The 14,445-nt window shown below is 72.8% G+C and carries 13 protein-coding genes; 12 read left to right on the plus strand and 1 reads right to left on the minus strand.

Annotation, left to right across the window (positions count from 1 at the left end; translation table 11 throughout):
* The first annotated feature begins 10 nt into the window (after positions 1 to 10).
* The 10 genes from ssb (at position 11) to AB0E90_RS21825 (ending at position 10,373) form a co-directional block, all read left to right on the plus strand.
* Positions 11 to 673 carry a single-stranded DNA-binding protein gene (gene ssb, locus AB0E90_RS21780; protein WP_360408277.1) on the plus strand — a complete coding sequence of 221 codons (663 nt, stop codon included), beginning with the start codon at positions 11 to 13 and terminating at the stop codon, positions 671 to 673.
* Between the two features lie 111 nt (positions 674 to 784).
* Positions 785 to 1,240, plus strand: a complete 456-nt coding sequence (locus tag AB0E90_RS21785) for a hypothetical protein (protein WP_360408280.1) — start codon at positions 785 to 787, stop codon at positions 1,238 to 1,240.
* Between the two features lie 26 nt (positions 1,241 to 1,266).
* Positions 1,267 to 2,412 carry a cobalamin biosynthesis protein gene (locus AB0E90_RS21790; protein ID WP_360408283.1) on the plus strand — a complete coding sequence of 382 codons (1,146 nt, stop codon included), beginning with the start codon at positions 1,267 to 1,269 and terminating at the stop codon, positions 2,410 to 2,412.
* Complete coding sequence (locus AB0E90_RS21795; protein ID WP_360408285.1) at positions 2,409 to 3,941, plus strand: cobyric acid synthase; 1,533 nt, start codon at positions 2,409 to 2,411, stop codon at positions 3,939 to 3,941. Before AB0E90_RS21790 ends, AB0E90_RS21795 begins: the two co-directional genes overlap by 4 nt.
* Positions 3,934 to 4,533: a hypothetical protein gene (locus tag AB0E90_RS21800; RefSeq protein WP_360408288.1), complete on the plus strand. Its 600-nt coding sequence runs from the start codon at positions 3,934 to 3,936 to the stop codon at positions 4,531 to 4,533. The genes AB0E90_RS21795 and AB0E90_RS21800 overlap by 8 nt, the downstream gene beginning before the upstream one ends.
* Positions 4,530 to 5,576 (plus strand): M48 family metallopeptidase, encoded by a 1,047-nt coding sequence (locus AB0E90_RS21805; RefSeq protein WP_360408291.1) that lies wholly within the window; start codon positions 4,530 to 4,532, stop codon positions 5,574 to 5,576. The genes AB0E90_RS21800 and AB0E90_RS21805 overlap by 4 nt, the downstream gene beginning before the upstream one ends.
* Positions 5,577 to 5,599: 23 nt before the next feature.
* Positions 5,600 to 6,946 (plus strand): dipeptidase, encoded by a 1,347-nt coding sequence (locus AB0E90_RS21810; RefSeq protein ID WP_360408498.1) that lies wholly within the window; start codon positions 5,600 to 5,602, stop codon positions 6,944 to 6,946.
* A gap of 16 nt (positions 6,947 to 6,962) precedes the next feature.
* Complete coding sequence (locus AB0E90_RS21815) at positions 6,963 to 8,423, plus strand: FAD-dependent monooxygenase (protein ID WP_360408294.1); 1,461 nt, start codon at positions 6,963 to 6,965, stop codon at positions 8,421 to 8,423.
* A 134-nt stretch (positions 8,424 to 8,557) separates the two neighbouring features.
* Positions 8,558 to 8,746: a hypothetical protein gene (locus AB0E90_RS21820; protein ID WP_239147220.1), complete on the plus strand. Its 189-nt coding sequence runs from the start codon at positions 8,558 to 8,560 to the stop codon at positions 8,744 to 8,746.
* Positions 8,747 to 8,861: 115 nt separating this feature from the next.
* Positions 8,862 to 10,373, plus strand: a complete 1,512-nt coding sequence (locus AB0E90_RS21825; RefSeq protein ID WP_360408297.1) for an ATP-dependent DNA ligase — start codon at positions 8,862 to 8,864, stop codon at positions 10,371 to 10,373.
* Between the two features lie 159 nt (positions 10,374 to 10,532).
* On the opposite strand, the gene AB0E90_RS21830 is transcribed toward AB0E90_RS21825, so the two are convergent.
* Positions 10,533 to 11,435, minus strand: coding sequence for an SURF1 family protein (locus AB0E90_RS21830; protein WP_360408300.1), 903 nt, complete (start codon positions 11,433 to 11,435; stop codon positions 10,533 to 10,535).
* Positions 11,436 to 11,539: 104 nt separating this feature from the next.
* Between AB0E90_RS21830 and AB0E90_RS21835 the strand changes: the two genes are divergently transcribed.
* Positions 11,540 to 13,393 carry a cobyrinate a,c-diamide synthase gene (locus tag AB0E90_RS21835; RefSeq protein WP_360408303.1) on the plus strand — a complete coding sequence of 618 codons (1,854 nt, stop codon included), beginning with the start codon at positions 11,540 to 11,542 and terminating at the stop codon, positions 13,391 to 13,393.
* A 155-nt stretch (positions 13,394 to 13,548) separates the two neighbouring features.
* Positions 13,549 to 14,181 carry a TIGR03086 family metal-binding protein gene (locus AB0E90_RS21840; protein ID WP_360408306.1) on the plus strand — a complete coding sequence of 211 codons (633 nt, stop codon included), beginning with the start codon at positions 13,549 to 13,551 and terminating at the stop codon, positions 14,179 to 14,181.
* The last annotated feature ends 264 nt before the right edge of the window (positions 14,182 to 14,445 follow it).

The raw sequence follows: 14,445 nt of genomic DNA on the forward strand, positions 1-14,445 counted from the left end.
GAGGGCAACAGTGTTCGATACCAACCTCGTCGTCGTGGGCAACGTGCTCACGGCACCCGAGTGGCGGCGCATCGCCAGCTCCGGATCGCTGGTGGCCAACTTCCGAGTCGCGTCCACGGCCCGCCGCTTCGACCGGGACAACAACCGCTGGGTCGACGGCAACAACCTGCGGGTCCGAGTCACCGCGTGGCGCCGGCTCGCCGAAGGGGTCGCCTCGTCGATCGCGGTGGGCGACCCGGTGATCATCTCGGGCCGGCTCTACACCCGCGACTGGACCGACGAGAACAACAACCCACGCGTCGCCTACGAGATGGAGGCCTTCTCGATCGGCCACGACCTGGCCCGCGGGCGGGGCCAGTTCTTCCGCAACAAGTCCGCCCAGGCGACCGGCGCCGTCGAGGACGCCGAGTCGGAGGCGCTGATCGGCGGCGAGATGTCGCTGCCGGTCACGGCCGAGGAGGCCCCGATCGGCTTCGGCGACGGGCTGCCGCTCGTGGCCGAGGAGGAGCCGACCTTCGCCGAGCCGGTGGGGCCCTCGGAGCTCCCGGAGCCGGCCGAGCCCGCCGAGCCGTCCGATGACGAGCTCACGCTCGAGGTGGAGCGGCTCGTCGCGGAACAGCCTGCCGCCCCGCGGCGCGCCCGCCGCACGAAGCGGGAGCCGGTTGCGGCCTGACCCGCCGATTCACTCACTCGTTCAGGGTGGCCCGATCGTCCCGCCGGATCGGGCCACCCGGCCGACGTGCCCGGTGGGGCCGGCCTCGAGTGGGGCGGGCAGACTGAACCCGTGCTGTTGAAGGAGATCCGCGCGATTGCAGGCGAGACGCTGGTGCTCTCGCCGCACGACCAGGACGCCGAGCACGTCAACACCAACTGGTTCGGCGCTCCGCCGCACGAGCGCATAAGCATGACGGCCGACGAGGTGGTGGCCGCCTTCGAGGAGACGGCAGAGCTGCTTCGTGACCAGGTGGTGGCCATGAAATTCGCGGGGCCGGCCACGTTCTACGTCTGGCATGACGAGCAGGCCGGGCAGTTGCGCTGCTCGACCCGCTCGTGCGGGCAGGGTGAGCTGCCGTTCGGCTCGCCCTACCGGACCACCAGCGACCTGCACTCCATCGTCACCGAATTTCTGGTGGATCGCGCACCCGGCGCGATCGCCTGGGGTCAACTGGAGCCGGTACCGTTCCAGCCTTCGCCCGACGCGGAGGATTGCCCGGTCTGGGTGTGCGAACTGCGCCCGTAATATCCGTTCATAGGGGGAAATCGAGGATGGCCAAGGCGGATGCCGCCGGGTTGATCGCCGGCTTTCTGCTCGACGCCGTGCTCGGTGACCCAGGACGGTTCCACCCGGTCGCCGGCTTCGGCACGGCGGCCGGCGCGCTGGAGAAGAAGGTGTACGCGCCGGATCGCCGGTCCGGCGCCGTCTTCACGGCCGTCGCCGTCGGCGGGCCCGCACTGCTGGGGCTCGCCGGGGCGGCGGCCACCCGCGGGCGACCGGCCGCGCGGGCCGTGCTCGTCGCGGCGGCCACCTGGACCGTGCTCGGCGGGCGCACGCTGCGGCACGAGTCCCGGGTGATGGCGCGCCACCTGGACGCCGACGATCTGCCGTCCGCCCGTGGCCGGCTCAACCACCTGTGCGGGCGCGACCCGTCGACACTGGACGAACCGGAGTTGGCCCGGGCCACCGTCGAATCGGTCGCCGAGAACACCTCGGACGCGGTGGTGGCGCCGCTGGTCTGGGGTGGCCTGCTCGGGCTGCCCGGTCTGCTGGCCTACCGGGCGGCCAACACCCTCGACGCCATGGTCGGGCATCGGTCGGCGCGCTACGCCCAGTTCGGCACGGCGTCGGCGCGGCTCGACGACCTGCTCAACCTGGTGCCGTCGCGGCTGACCGGGTTGCTGACGATCGCGGTGTCGCCACTGGCCGGGGGCACGCCGGCCGAGACGTTGCGGGTCTGGCGGCGCGACCGGAACGACCACCCGTCGCCCAACGCGGGCCAGTGCGAGTCGGCCATGGCGGGCGCGCTGAAGGTCCGCCTCGGCGGCCGAAACGTCTATTTCGGACGAAGCGAGGTGCGCCCGTTCCTGGGCGACGGCCCCAAACCATCACCCGTGCATCTGCGGAGGGCAGCGCGGATCTCCGGCGCGGTGGGCGCGACGGCCGCGCTGATCGCGGCGGGAGTCGCGCTGGTCCGCGGGGGAGATGCCGCTCGGTTCAGCGGGCGGGCAGGCCGGCGTGGTGGCCGGGCTCGGCGCCTCGGATCGGCGCCCGATCTCGGGGCCGCTCAACAATCAGGCTTTCTTACTCCGCGTGCCGGTTCGGCCCGGCGGGTCGACCTCGCTCTGCGGAGCGCGCTCGATCTTCGGCCTCGTTCCGGTCGCCGGTCGGATTCCGCCGGTCGGGGCGCGCGATGAGCGGAGGGCTGCTGGTCGCCGGAACCACGTCGGATGCCGGCAAGAGTGTGCTTACCGCCGGGATCTGCCGATGGCTGCACCGGCGCGGGGTCCGGGTGGCGCCGTTCAAGGCGCAGAACATGTCGAACAACTCGGCCGTCGTCCTCGGCGCCGACGGGCGCGGCGGAGAGATCGGCCGGGCGCAGGCCATGCAGGCCGCGGCCTGCGGAATCGCGGCCGACGTGCGGTTCAACCCGGTGCTGCTGAAGCCGGGCAGCGACCGGTCCAGCCAGGTCGTGCTGCTCGGTGAGGCGGTCGGCACGGTCACCGCGACCAACTACCGCGAGATGCGGGCGCGGCTCGCCGGCACGGCTTTCGAGACCCTCGCCGACCTGAGGAAGGAGTTCGACGCGGTGATCTGCGAGGGCGCCGGCAGCCCCGCCGAGATCAACCTGCGTGCCGGCGATTTCGTGAACATGGGCCTGGCGCGGGCGGCCGGCCTGCCCGCGATCGTGGTCGGCGACATCGATCGCGGCGGCGTCTTCGCGGCGCTCTTCGGCACCGTCGCGCTTCTCAGTCCGGAGGACCAGGCGCTGGTCAGCGGTTTCGTCATCAACAAGTTCCGGGGCGATCTGGGCCTGCTGCAGCCGGGGCTCGACATGATCACCGCGGCCACCGGGCGGCCGGTGCACGGGGTGCTGCCGTTCCACCTCGACGTGTGGCTCGACGCCGAGGACTCGCTCGCCTACGGGCGCACGCTCGGCCGCCCCGGACCGCCGCACGGCGCCGAGTGGCTGCGGGTCGCCGTGGTGCGGCTGCCGCGCATCTCCAACGCCACCGACGCCGAGGCCCTCGCCGCCGAGCCGGGTGTGCGGGTGCAGCTGACGATCGAGCCCGGCGACATCGCCGACGCCGACCTGGTGGTGCTGCCCGGTTCGAAGGCCACCGTCAGCGACCTCGGCTGGCTGCGTGAGCGCGGGCTCGACGAGGCGATCCGGGGGCACGTGGCGGCCGGGAGGCCGGTGCTGGGCATCTGCGGCGGTTTCCAGATGCTGGCCCGCCGCATCGACGACGAGGTGGAGAGCGGCGCCGGCCTGGTCGACGGGCTCGGCCTGCTGCCGGTGGACATCGCGTTCGCCGCCCGCAAGACCCTGGCCGAAGCGACGGGCGACGGGCTGGGTGCGCCGGTGCGTGGTTACGAGATCCATCACGGGTACGTCGTGGCCGGTGACGCCGAACCCCTGCTGCACTACGCCGACGGGCGGCCGGAGGGCGCCGTGGCCGGCAACGTGTTCGGCACGCACTGGCACGGCGCGTTCGAGAACGACGAGTTCCGGCGGCGGTTCCTCACCACGGCGGCGCGGCTGGCCGGCCGGCGTGGGTTCGTGGTGGCGGCGGACACCCGCTTCGCGGACGTGCGCGAGCGCGCTCTCGACGTGCTCGGCGACCTGGTCGAGGAGCACCTGGACACGGACGCCCTGTGGCGGCTCATCGAGCAGGGGCCGCCGGCTGGGCTGCCGTTCGTGCCGCCCGGTGCGCCCGGTGGCTGAGCAGACCTTCGCGGAGCTGGCCGCCTCCCTGTGCGCGCGGCCGCCGCGGCTCGGCCCGGTCCGCCTGGCCGCGATCGACGGGCCCAGCGGTTCCGGCAAGACGGTCTTCGCGGGCCGGCTCGCCGCGGCGCTCGGTGGCGCCCCGATCGTGCACACCGACGACCTGCTCGACGGGTGGGACGACCAGTTCACCTTCTGGAAGCGACTGGAGGAGCTGGTGCTGGGGCCGCTGCGGCAGGGGTCGAAAGCGACATACCGGCCGTACGACTGGGTCAGCCGAGCATTCGACGGACCCGAGATCACCATCGAGCCGGCCCCCGCCGTACTCCTGGAGGGGGTCAGCGCCGCGCGGCGCGGGATCCGGGCCGAGCTGAGCCTTGCCGTTTTCGTCGTTGCCCCTCCTGACCTGCGGTTTCAGCGGGCCGTGGAGCGTGACGGCGACGACAGCGTTGCGTTCCGGGCGTACCTTGAGCGGTGGCGTGCTGCCGAGGACCGGCACTTCGCCGAGGACCAGACCGCCGCTGCCGCCGACTTGATCGTCGACGGCGCCGCGGCGACCGGCGGCGACTTTTTCGCAAAGGCGGGGACATGACCGACGAGGAGAACCGTCCGGTACGGCGGCGGGTCACGCTGACCGGGATCAGCTCGCGGGCCTGGGAACACCCGGCCGACCGCGGTGCGCTGACTGCCCTGCGTGAGCTGCGCGGCTTCGACGACCTGGTGAAGGCGTTCTTCGGCATGTGGAACGAGCGCGGTTTCCGCCTCCAGTTCCTGGCCGGGGCGATCCGCGTCGACCACCGGCAATACCCTCGCGTCTACCAGCGCTTCACCGAGGCGGCGAGCGCCCTCGACGTGGCCGAGCTGCCCGAGCTGTTCGTCAGCCAGTCACCGGTCATCAACGGGCAGGCGATCGGCCTCAACAAGCCGTTCATCGTGATCACCACGGCGGCGGTGGAGAAACTCGACGACGACGAGCTGCGCGCGGTGCTCGGGCACGAGCTGGGCCACGTGCTCAGCGGGCATGCCGTCTACAAGACGATCATGATGATCCTCACCGCCTGGACGACGAACATCGCCTGGCTGCCGATCGGCGCGCTGGCGCTGCGCGGCATCATCGCGGCGATGCTCGAGTGGTGGCGCAAGGCCGAGCTCTCCGCCGACCGGGCCGGCCTGCTCGCCGGTCAGGACCCGGCCGCCTCGGTGCGGCTGCTGATGAAGCTGGCCGGCGGCGGCGACCTGTCGCAGATCGACACGGCCGCGTTCCTCGAGCAGGCCGCCGAATACGAGAGCGGCGGCGACCTGCGCGACAGCATCCACAAGTTCGGCATGACCCTCGGCAGCACGCATCCGGTGCCCGTGGCCCGCGCCGCCGACCTGCGTAAATGGATCGACGCCGGGGATTACGCCCGGATCCTCGAGGGCGACTACCCGCGGCGTGACGACGACCGGGACGCCTCGGTCGCCGACGACGTGAAGGCCGCCGCGAACTCGTACCGGGAGAGCTTCACCAACTCGCAGGACCCGCTCGTCGGCCTGGTGCGCAAGGTCGGTGGCGGCGCCGCCGACCTGGCCGGTTCGGCCGCCCGCGGAGCGCGCGACTGGGCCTCCGGCCGAGGACGTGATTCCACCGAATAAGCCCCTAGGATCGGTCCATGAGCTTGAGTGAAACCGATCTGCGCGCCGCGATCGCGCGCGAGATGCCCGGGGTCCGTGCCGACCTGGAAAACCTGGTCCGGATCCCGAGCATCGCCTTCGAGGGCTTCGACCACACCCAGGTCGAGCGGTCCGCGGAGGCCGTCGCCGAGCTGCTGCGTGGCTGCGGGCTCGAGACCGAGATCGTGCGGCACGGCGGGCAGCCCGCGGTCATCGGCCACAAGGCGGCGCCGGCCGGCGCGCCCACCGTGCTGCTCTACGCGCATCACGACGTGCAGCCGACCGGCGATCCGGCGCTGTGGACGAGCGAGCCGTTCGAGCCGGTCGAGCGGGACGGCCGGCTCTACGGCCGGGGCGCCGCCGACGACAAGGCCGGTGTGATGGCGCACGTCGCCGCGCTGCGCGCGTTCGGCGACCAGCTGCCGGTCGGGGTGGTGGTCTTCGTCGAGGGCGAGGAGGAGTACGGCTCCGACTCGCTCAACGACATCATCGCCGCGCACCTCGACACGTTGCGCTCCGACGTCATCGTGATCGCCGACTCCGGCAACTGGGACATCGGCCAGCCCGCGCTGACCACCTCGCTGCGCGGCATCGTCAACCTCTTCGCCGAGGTCAAGGTGCTCAAGAGTGCCGTGCACAGCGGCATGTTCGGCGGTCCCGTGCCGGACGCTCTGATGACCTTGGCCCGCCTGCTGACCACCCTGCACGACGAGGACGGCGAGGTCGCGGTCGACGGGCTGGTCGGCCGCGAGGGCGCCGGCGTCGACTACCCGGAGGACCGGTTCCGCCACGAGGGTGGCGTCGTCGACGGGGTGAAGCTGATCGGCCACGGCACGATCACCGACCGGATCTGGACCAAGCCGGCCATCTCGGTGCTCGGCATCGACGCGCCCCGCACCTTCGAGGCGGCCAACGCTCTTCAACCCAGTGCCAAGGCGAAGATCAGCGTACGGCTGGCGCCCGGCGACGACCCCACGTCTGCGTACGCGGCGGTCCGCGCCCACCTGGAGAAGTTCGTCCCCTGGGGCGCCCAGATCGAGGTGACCCTGGAGGCCGGCGGCTCGGCCTGCGTGATCGACGCGACCGGCCCGGTGTACGACGCGGCCCGCGCCGCGTTCGCCGCCGCCTGGGACGGCACCCAGCCGGTCGACATGGGCGTCGGCGGGTCGATCCCGTTCATCGCCACCTTCCAGGAGTTGTTCCCGCAGGCCGCGATCCTGGTGACCGGCGTGGAAGACCCGTACTCGGGTGCGCACGGCCCCGACGAGAGCCTGCACCTCGGCGAGTTCGAGCGGGTGTGCGTGGCCGAGGCCCTGCTGCTGAAAAACGTGGCGGAGGCGCTGACGAGCTGAAGGAGGCGGGTCGCCGATGGCCGACCTGACGTGCGACGTGCTGGTGGCGGGCGCCGGTCCGACCGGGCTGATGCTGGCCAACTGGCTGGTCAAACTCGGGGTCGACGTGATCGTGGTGGACGGCAAGGACGGCCCGACCCGGGAATCCCGGGCACTGGTCGTCCAGGCCCGCAGCCTCGAAATCTACGACCAGCTCGGGATCGGCGACGTCGTGCTGTCCGCGGCCCAGCGCGCCGACGCGGTCGCGCCCGGCTTCCTCGACCGGGTCTACGGCCGGGTGCCGCTCGGCCGGATCGGGCACGGCGTCACGCCGTACCCCTATATCGAGATCCTCGAGCAGAGCCGTAACGAGGAGATCCTCCACGAGAACCTGCAGAAGCTCGGCGGCTGCGTGCGCTGGGAGACGCCGGTGACCGCGGTGGTGCAGACCGACGACGGGGTCGAGGCGAAGGCCGGCAACGACACCATCCGGGCCCGTTTCTGCGTCGGCTGCGACGGCGCCAACTCGGCGATCCGCCGCGCGCGCCGGATCGACTTCGAGGGCGTCACCAACCCGCACCGGTTCTACGTGATCGACGCGCTGGCTACGGCCGGGATGGTCGAGGGCGCGATCAACGTGCGTCCCGGCACCGACGACTTCCTGCTCGGCTTCCCGATGCGTGGCCGCGGCGCCTGGCGGCTGATCGGCCTGGTGCGCGACTCCGACTCCGACGGCACGCTCACCGAGGAGGACGTCCGGCCGCGGCTGCGCCGGTTCGCGGTCACCTACGACCAGGCCCGCTGGTTCACCACCTACAAGGTGCATCACCGGATCGCCGCGCAGTTCCGGGACGGGCCGTTCTTCCTGGCCGGCGACGCCGCGCACGTGCACTCGCCGGTCGGCGGCCAGGGCATGAACACCGGCCTGCAGGACGCCCACAACCTCGCCTTCAAGCTGGCCGACGTGGTGCGGGGCCGGCGCAAGGACACCTGGCTCGACCGGTACGAGGCGGAACGCCGCCCGGTCGCGAAGCGGCTGGTGGGCACGACCGACCGGATCTTCGGCGCGATCACCGCCCAGTCGCGGGTCTCGCGGGCTCTGCGCCGCGCGATCGTGCCGCTGGCCGCGCCGCTGGGCGTGCGCCTGGTGCCGTCGACCCGGGGCGGCTCCCGCCTCTTCCAGTACGTCTCCCAGATCCGGATCCACTACCCGATGACTCCCGGCGCGAAGAGCGAGCGTGATCCGGTGGTCGGCCGGCGCCTGCCGTGGGCCGGCGACAACTTCGCCGTGCTGCGTTCGCTGCAGTGGCAGGTTCACGCCTACGGGGGAGTGACCGCGACCGAGGCGCCCGACCTCGGCATCCCGGTCCACATCTTCCCGGCGGCCCCGCAAACACCGCTGCGACCAGGGCATCTGTACCTGGTCCGGCCGGACGGATTCGTTGCCGCGCAGGCCCTTCCGGGTGACGCCACGGAGGCGTTCGGCCATTTGATGTAGGTGCCGATCCTGTTAGGATCTCGAACATGCGTTCGAATGATGTGCCTGCCTCGGTGACCCTGGTGGTGCGTCCGATGCCCGTCGGGCCGCGCCACGCCATCGATCGACTTCGCTCCCGTGACCGCCTCGAATCCATCGTCCGACTGCGCGCCGCCGTGCGCGCGCTCGACGAGGTCGACGTGACGGGATGGGACGACTCCGCCCTCAACGACCACCTCGACGAGATCTCCCAGACACTGTGCGCCATCGACGCCCAGCTGACCCGCGTCGCCGACGCGGTGCGGGCCCGCGGGTTCCGCATCGCCGAGCCGCTCGCGGCCTGATTTTCGCGCCCTGTCAACGGGGGGAGTGCGCGGAACGCCCACATCGCGAAGAGACCGGGGGTCGGGAGCTTCGTGAGCGGGCGAAAATGTCGGAGGTGGCTGCCAGGATGGGCCCGTGCGGTTCCTAGACCTGGCGGCCACCTCTGCCGCCGTTACAGCAACCTCCGGGCGCAAGGCCAAGATCGAGCTGCTGGCCGACGCGCTCCGGCGGCTCGACGTCGACGAGATCGCCGCCGGTTCCGCCTATCTTGCCGGTGAGCTGCGGCAACGGCAGACCGGCGTCGGCTATGCGAGCCTGCGCGACCGGCCGGCGCCGGCCGCCGAGCCGACCCTCACGGTCGGCGCGGTCGACGCGGCGATCGCCGAGATCTCGGTGGTGGCCGGGGCCGGTTCGCAGGCCCGGCGGCGTGAGCTGCTCGGCGCGTTGTTCGGGGCGGCCACCGCCGACGAGCAGCGGCTGCTGATCGGCCTGTTCTCCGGCGAGCTGCGGCAGGGCGCCCAGGCCGGGCTGCTCGCCGACGCGATCGCCCGGTCCGCCGAGGTGCCGCTGGTCGCGGTGCGCCGGGCGCTGCTGCTCTCCGGCGACCTCAAGCAGGTCGCGGTGGCCGCGCTGACCGGCGGCGCGGCCGCGCTGGCCGAGATCCGTCTGCGGGTCGGCACCCCGCTCACCCCGATGCTCGCGCAGAGCGCCCCCGACGTGGGCGCCGCGCTGCTGGCCACCGGCGCGCCGGCCGCGGTCGACGTCAAGCTCGACGGCATCCGCATCCAGGTGCACCGCTCCGGCGACGACGTGGCCGTCTTCACCCGCAGCCTCGACGACATCACCGGCCGGATGCCCGAGGTGGTCGAGGCCGTCCGCAAGCTGCCGCTGCGCGAGGCCGTGCTCGACGGCGAGGCGATGACGCTCGGCCCCGACGGCCGCCCGCGCCCGTTCCAGGAGACGTCGAGCCGGGCCGCCACCCGGGGCGCGACCACCGCCCACCTGGTTCCTTACTTCTTCGATCTCCTCCATCTCGACGGCGCCGACCTGCTCGACGAGCCGGGCCGGGTGCGCTGGCAGGCCCTCGCCGACACGCTGCCGGCCGACCTGCTCGTGGGGCGCACCACGGCCGCCACCGAGGAGGAGGCGGCCGCGGCCTTCGCCGCCGCGCTGGCCGCCGGCCAGGAGGGCGTGGTGATCAAGGCGCTGGAGGCGCCCTACGACGTGGGCCGCCGCGGCGCCGCCTGGGTCAAGGTCAAGCCCCGGCACACCCTCGACCTGGTCGTGCTGGCCGTCGAGTGGGGGCACGGCCGGCGCAAGGGCTGGCTGTCCAACCTGCATCTGGGCGCGCTCGACCCGGCCACCGGCGGTTTCGTGATGCTCGGCAAGACGTTCAAGGGGCTCACCGACGAGCTGCTGCGCTGGCAGACCGCGCGTTTCCAGGAGCTGGCCACCGGCGACGACGGCTGGGTGGTGCGGGTGCGGCCCGAGCAGGTCGTCGAGATCGCGTTCGACGGGGTGCAGAGCTCGCCGCGCTACCCGGGCGGGGTGGCGCTGCGGTTCGCCCGGGTGCTGCGCTACCGCGACGACAAGCCGGCGAGCGAGGCCGACACGATCGACACCGTCCGGTCGATCGGCGCAGCCTAGGCCGTGTTTCAGAAAACGGCCGGGCTGCGGCGTGGCCCAGCCGCCGCCTGGCCGCACGCCGAAATCACCCAGATACAACACCGGTATCCGGGCAATTCCGGCGCACACCCAGCCGACACCTGGACCTCACCGCAGCGCGACCGTTTTCTGAAACACGGCCTAATCCTGGGCGGTGAGACGGGCCTTCCGGTCCGCTTCCTCGACCCGGTCCACCGGTTCGCGGAGCGCGGCGGTCCGGGCAACCTCGCGCTTGCGGTCCGCCTCGGCGACCCGGTCGCGCAGCTTCGGCTTTTTCGCCGGCCTCGGCTTGCCGTCGCCCTGCGCCTCCTTGCGCACCTGCACGCCGTAGGCGATCAGCGCCATCACCGAGAACAGCCACCACTGGACCGCGTAGCCGCCGTTCTGCCAGGCGTCCTCGTGGTCGATCGGGATCTTGGTGAAGGCCGCGTCGTTGGCCGGCGTCTGTTCCAGCAGGAGCACGTACGCCCCGTACAGCGGATAGGGCATCTCGTGCGCGAGCCGGGAGACCGAGATCCGCCGGGTGTCCAGCCGGCCGTCCCGGTGCTCGATCGCCCCTGGTCGGCTTTCCGACAGGTGAACCTGTCCCACCACGGTGACCTCGCCGGCCGGCGCCGCGGGCACGGTCGGCGCGGCGCTGGCGCCGCTCGGCGGGGCCGGCACCCAGCCGCGATCGACCAGCACCGCGGTGCCGTCGGCCAGCACCAGCGGCGTGATGATCTCGAAGCCGACGTCGCTGTCGACGGTGCGGCCGCGGGCCTGGATCTCGTGTGCGGTGTCGTAGCGGCCGGACACCGTGACCTTCGTCCAGGCCCGGCCTTTACCAGGGGAAGCGCCCGCGGTGCCGGCGCCGGACGGCGCTGCCAGGATGGACGTGAGCGGGACCGCCTGGGTCGAGTCGGCCGCGTCGATCCGGTCGTTGATGGCAGTGCGTTCGTGGTACCGGTGCAGCTGCCAGTTGCCGAGCATGACCATGATCACTGAAGCGACGACGGTCAGCACGGCGGCGCCCAGCCAGCGCGGCGTCAGCAGGAACCGGTACACACCGCGAGGCTACCCGGCACCGGGCGACCGCTCCCGCAGCCGGGTACTCTCCCGATCGGCGGCGCTGTTCACGTGCGTGCCGATACACGTCAGGAGAAGCATTGATGAGCGCCCAGCCTCGCCTGGTCGTGAGCGCCCCCTCGTCGGGGCACGGGAAGACGGCCGTCGCCGTCGGACTGCTCGCGGCATGCGTGGCTCGTGGCATCCCGGCCGCCGGTTTCAAGGTCGGTCCCGACCACACCGACGCCGCGTACCTCGGTCTGGCCGCCGGTCGCCCCGGCCGCAACCTCGACCCGCGGCTGGTGGGCGCGCAGCGCATCGCCCCGCTCTTCGCGCACGGCGCGTCGGGCGCGCAGCTCTCGGTCATCGAGGGCGCCATGGGCCTGTTCGACTCGCTGACCGGGCAGCCGGAGGTGGACGGGACGGCCGCGGTCGCCGCCGCCCTGCGCGCGCCGGTGGTGCTGGTCGTCGACGTCGCCGCGATGGGCCACTCGCTGGCTGCGCTGGTGCACGGCTTCCGCATGTTCGACGAGATGGTGCACCTGGGCGGGGTGATCCTCAACCGGGTGGCGTCGCCCCGGCACGAGGAGATGCTGCGCACCGCGCTCGACGACATCGGCATGCCGGTGCTGGGCGCGCTGCGCCGCGGCGACCTGCCGAACGTTCTGCCCGCTCGGGCGCACGGCCCGGTGCCGGTGGCGCATCGCACGGTCGAGGCGATCCGCGCGGTGCGCCGGCTGGGCGAGTCGATCGCCGCCGGTCTCGATCTTGAGCGCCTGATGGCGCTGGCCGCCGGGGCGCCGGCCCTGCCGGGCCCGATCTGGACGCCCGGCGACGCGGTGGGCGGCGAGGTGGCCGGGCCCCGTCCGATCGTCGCGCTGGCCGGTGGGCCGGGCGCGCCGTACACGTACGTCGAGACCGCCGAGCTGCTCACCGCGGCCGGCGCCGACGTGGCCGTCGTCGATCCGCTGCGCGACGAGGCGCTGCCGGCCGGGACGCGCGCGCTGATCATCGGCGCCGGCCTGCCCGAGGGGTACGCCGAGGAGCTCTCCGCCAATCGCCGGCTGTGCAACGCGGTCGCGAAGTTCGCGCACGACGGCTGGCCGGTGGTCGCCGAGGGCGTGGCGCTGCCCTGGCTGGGCCGCGACTTCGACGGGCGGCCGATGTGCGCGGTGCTGGACACATCCGCGGTCACCGGCGAGCAGACGGTCGCCGGCTACCGCGAGGCGACCGCGCCGACCAATTCGCTGCTGGCCCCGGCCGGCGCCCGGATCACCGGCTACAAGCAGCACCGCGCGATCGTCACGCCGCGGGCCGGCTCGGTGCCGGCGTGGACCTGGTCGGGCGGCAACCCCGAGGGCTTCGTCTGGCGGCAGGTGCATGCCTCCCAGCTGGGCCTGCACTGGGCGGCCGCCCCCGAGATCGCCAAGCGGGTGGTGCTGGCCGCGATCGCCGGGCCGGCCGTGCCGGTGTCGCACGGTCCGCACCAGCACCCGCATGCCCAGCCGGCGCCGATGCCGCACCCGATCCCGCACGCGCACCCGCTCCCGCACGCCTACCCGGTGCCGGTGGCGGCCTCGTCAGCGATGCCGAACGAGGCGCAGGGCCCGTTCGACGACGGCCCGTTCGAGCCGCGCAGCCCGTTCGAGCAGCCGGGAACGTATGGTCAGCCGGCCTCCCCGGCGGTCGCCGGCGACGAGTCCTACGAGCACCAGCCGGTGGCGTACGCCCAGCCGGCCTCCCCGATGGCACACGGCCAGCGCCCGCCGTTCCCGCCGGGACCGCCCGGGGCGCCGCACGGCCACCCGAGGCCACCGGCGAGCGGGCCGCGGCCGCCGGCCATCGGGCCCGGGCACGGCCCTGGGCAAGCACCGGAGTCCGGTCCGGCCCCGATGCCCGCGCCGGGTCAGGGGAGCGTTCCCGACCTGTCCGACACAGCGAACATCATCGCTTCCTGATCCGTCGATCTTCCGGACTCTGATCCACGCCGTGGTCAAGAGCTTGGAAAATGTTGCATCGGAAACCCGCTCAGCCGCGAAAACGCCCCTCCTCGGGCCCGAAAGTGTCGTACCCCACCCGTAACGTGGAGTTAACACCGACGACCCGAAGGAGGATGACCGTGGCCGATCGTGTGCCGCTGGATTTCGACCCCCCGGTTCGTAAGTTGCGAGCGCTTCTGCTGGGCATCGGCGACGCTGAGCTGGCCGGGCCCACTCCATGCCCCGAGTGGACCGTGGCCGCCCTTCTCGATCATTTGATGGGCCTGTCCTATGCGTTCACCCAGGCCGCCCGGAAACGCACCGACGCGCCCGGCACCGGCGGGCCGCCGCCGGCGCCCTCGGCCCAGCACCTCTCCCGGCATTGGCGCAGCAGTCTTCCGGTCCTGCTGGAGGAGCTGTCCACCGCGTGGAAAGACCCGGCCTCCTGGACCGGCACGTCCCAGGCGGGCGGCGTGACCATGCCGGCCGCGTCCCTCGGCATCGTCGCGATGAACGAGTTGGTCATGCACAGCTCGGACCTGGCCCGGGCGACCGGCCAGGAATACGCGACCGACCCGCGCACCCTCGAGGTTCTGATCGAGTTCCTGTCCCAGGGGCCGGCCGATGGCACCCCGGGCCTCTTCGGCCCGCTGGTGCCCACCGACAGCGAGGCCACCCTGCTCGATCAGGCGCTGGCCCTGGCCGGCCGTGATCCGCACTGGCGGCGCCCACCCCGGCGCCGCATCCTGTCGGCCCCGGCCGCCTGAGCCCCCGCCCGGCCCCAGCGACTGCTGGGCTCAGTCGCCGCCCCAGGGCGAATCTTCCGAGCCGGAATTACCCGTCCCGGAATCGTCCGAGCGGGAGCGCTCCGGCCGCGGCGACTCCGACCGGGAGTGCTCGGGCCGCGGCTTCTTCGATCGGTGATGGCGCGGCCGCGGGTCGTCCGAGTGGGTCTCCTCCGACCGGACGCGATCGGAGTCGGCATCGGAGTCCGACCGGGACTCGTCCGAGTCGTCCGAGCGGGATCGGTG

Source organism: Actinoplanes sp. NPDC026619 (assembly GCF_040638295.1).
Lineage (GTDB): Bacteria > Actinomycetota > Actinomycetes > Mycobacteriales > Micromonosporaceae > Actinoplanes.

What these genes read in the sequence shown, in the direction of transcription:
- AB0E90_RS21805 (WP_360408291.1), top strand. Translation starts at nt 4,530, where the DNA reads ATGACCGACGAGGAGAACCGTCCGGTACGGCGGCGGGTCACGCTGACC.
- AB0E90_RS21815 (WP_360408294.1), top strand. Translation starts at nt 6,963, where the DNA reads ATGGCCGACCTGACGTGCGACGTGCTGGTGGCGGGCGCCGGTCCGACC.
- AB0E90_RS21790 (WP_360408283.1), top strand. Translation starts at nt 1,267, where the DNA reads ATGGCCAAGGCGGATGCCGCCGGGTTGATCGCCGGCTTTCTGCTCGAC.
- AB0E90_RS21795 (WP_360408285.1), top strand. Translation starts at nt 2,409, where the DNA reads ATGAGCGGAGGGCTGCTGGTCGCCGGAACCACGTCGGATGCCGGCAAG.
- AB0E90_RS21835 (WP_360408303.1), top strand. Translation starts at nt 11,540, where the DNA reads ATGAGCGCCCAGCCTCGCCTGGTCGTGAGCGCCCCCTCGTCGGGGCAC.
- AB0E90_RS21840 (WP_360408306.1), top strand. Translation starts at nt 13,549, where the DNA reads ATGACCGTGGCCGATCGTGTGCCGCTGGATTTCGACCCCCCGGTTCGT.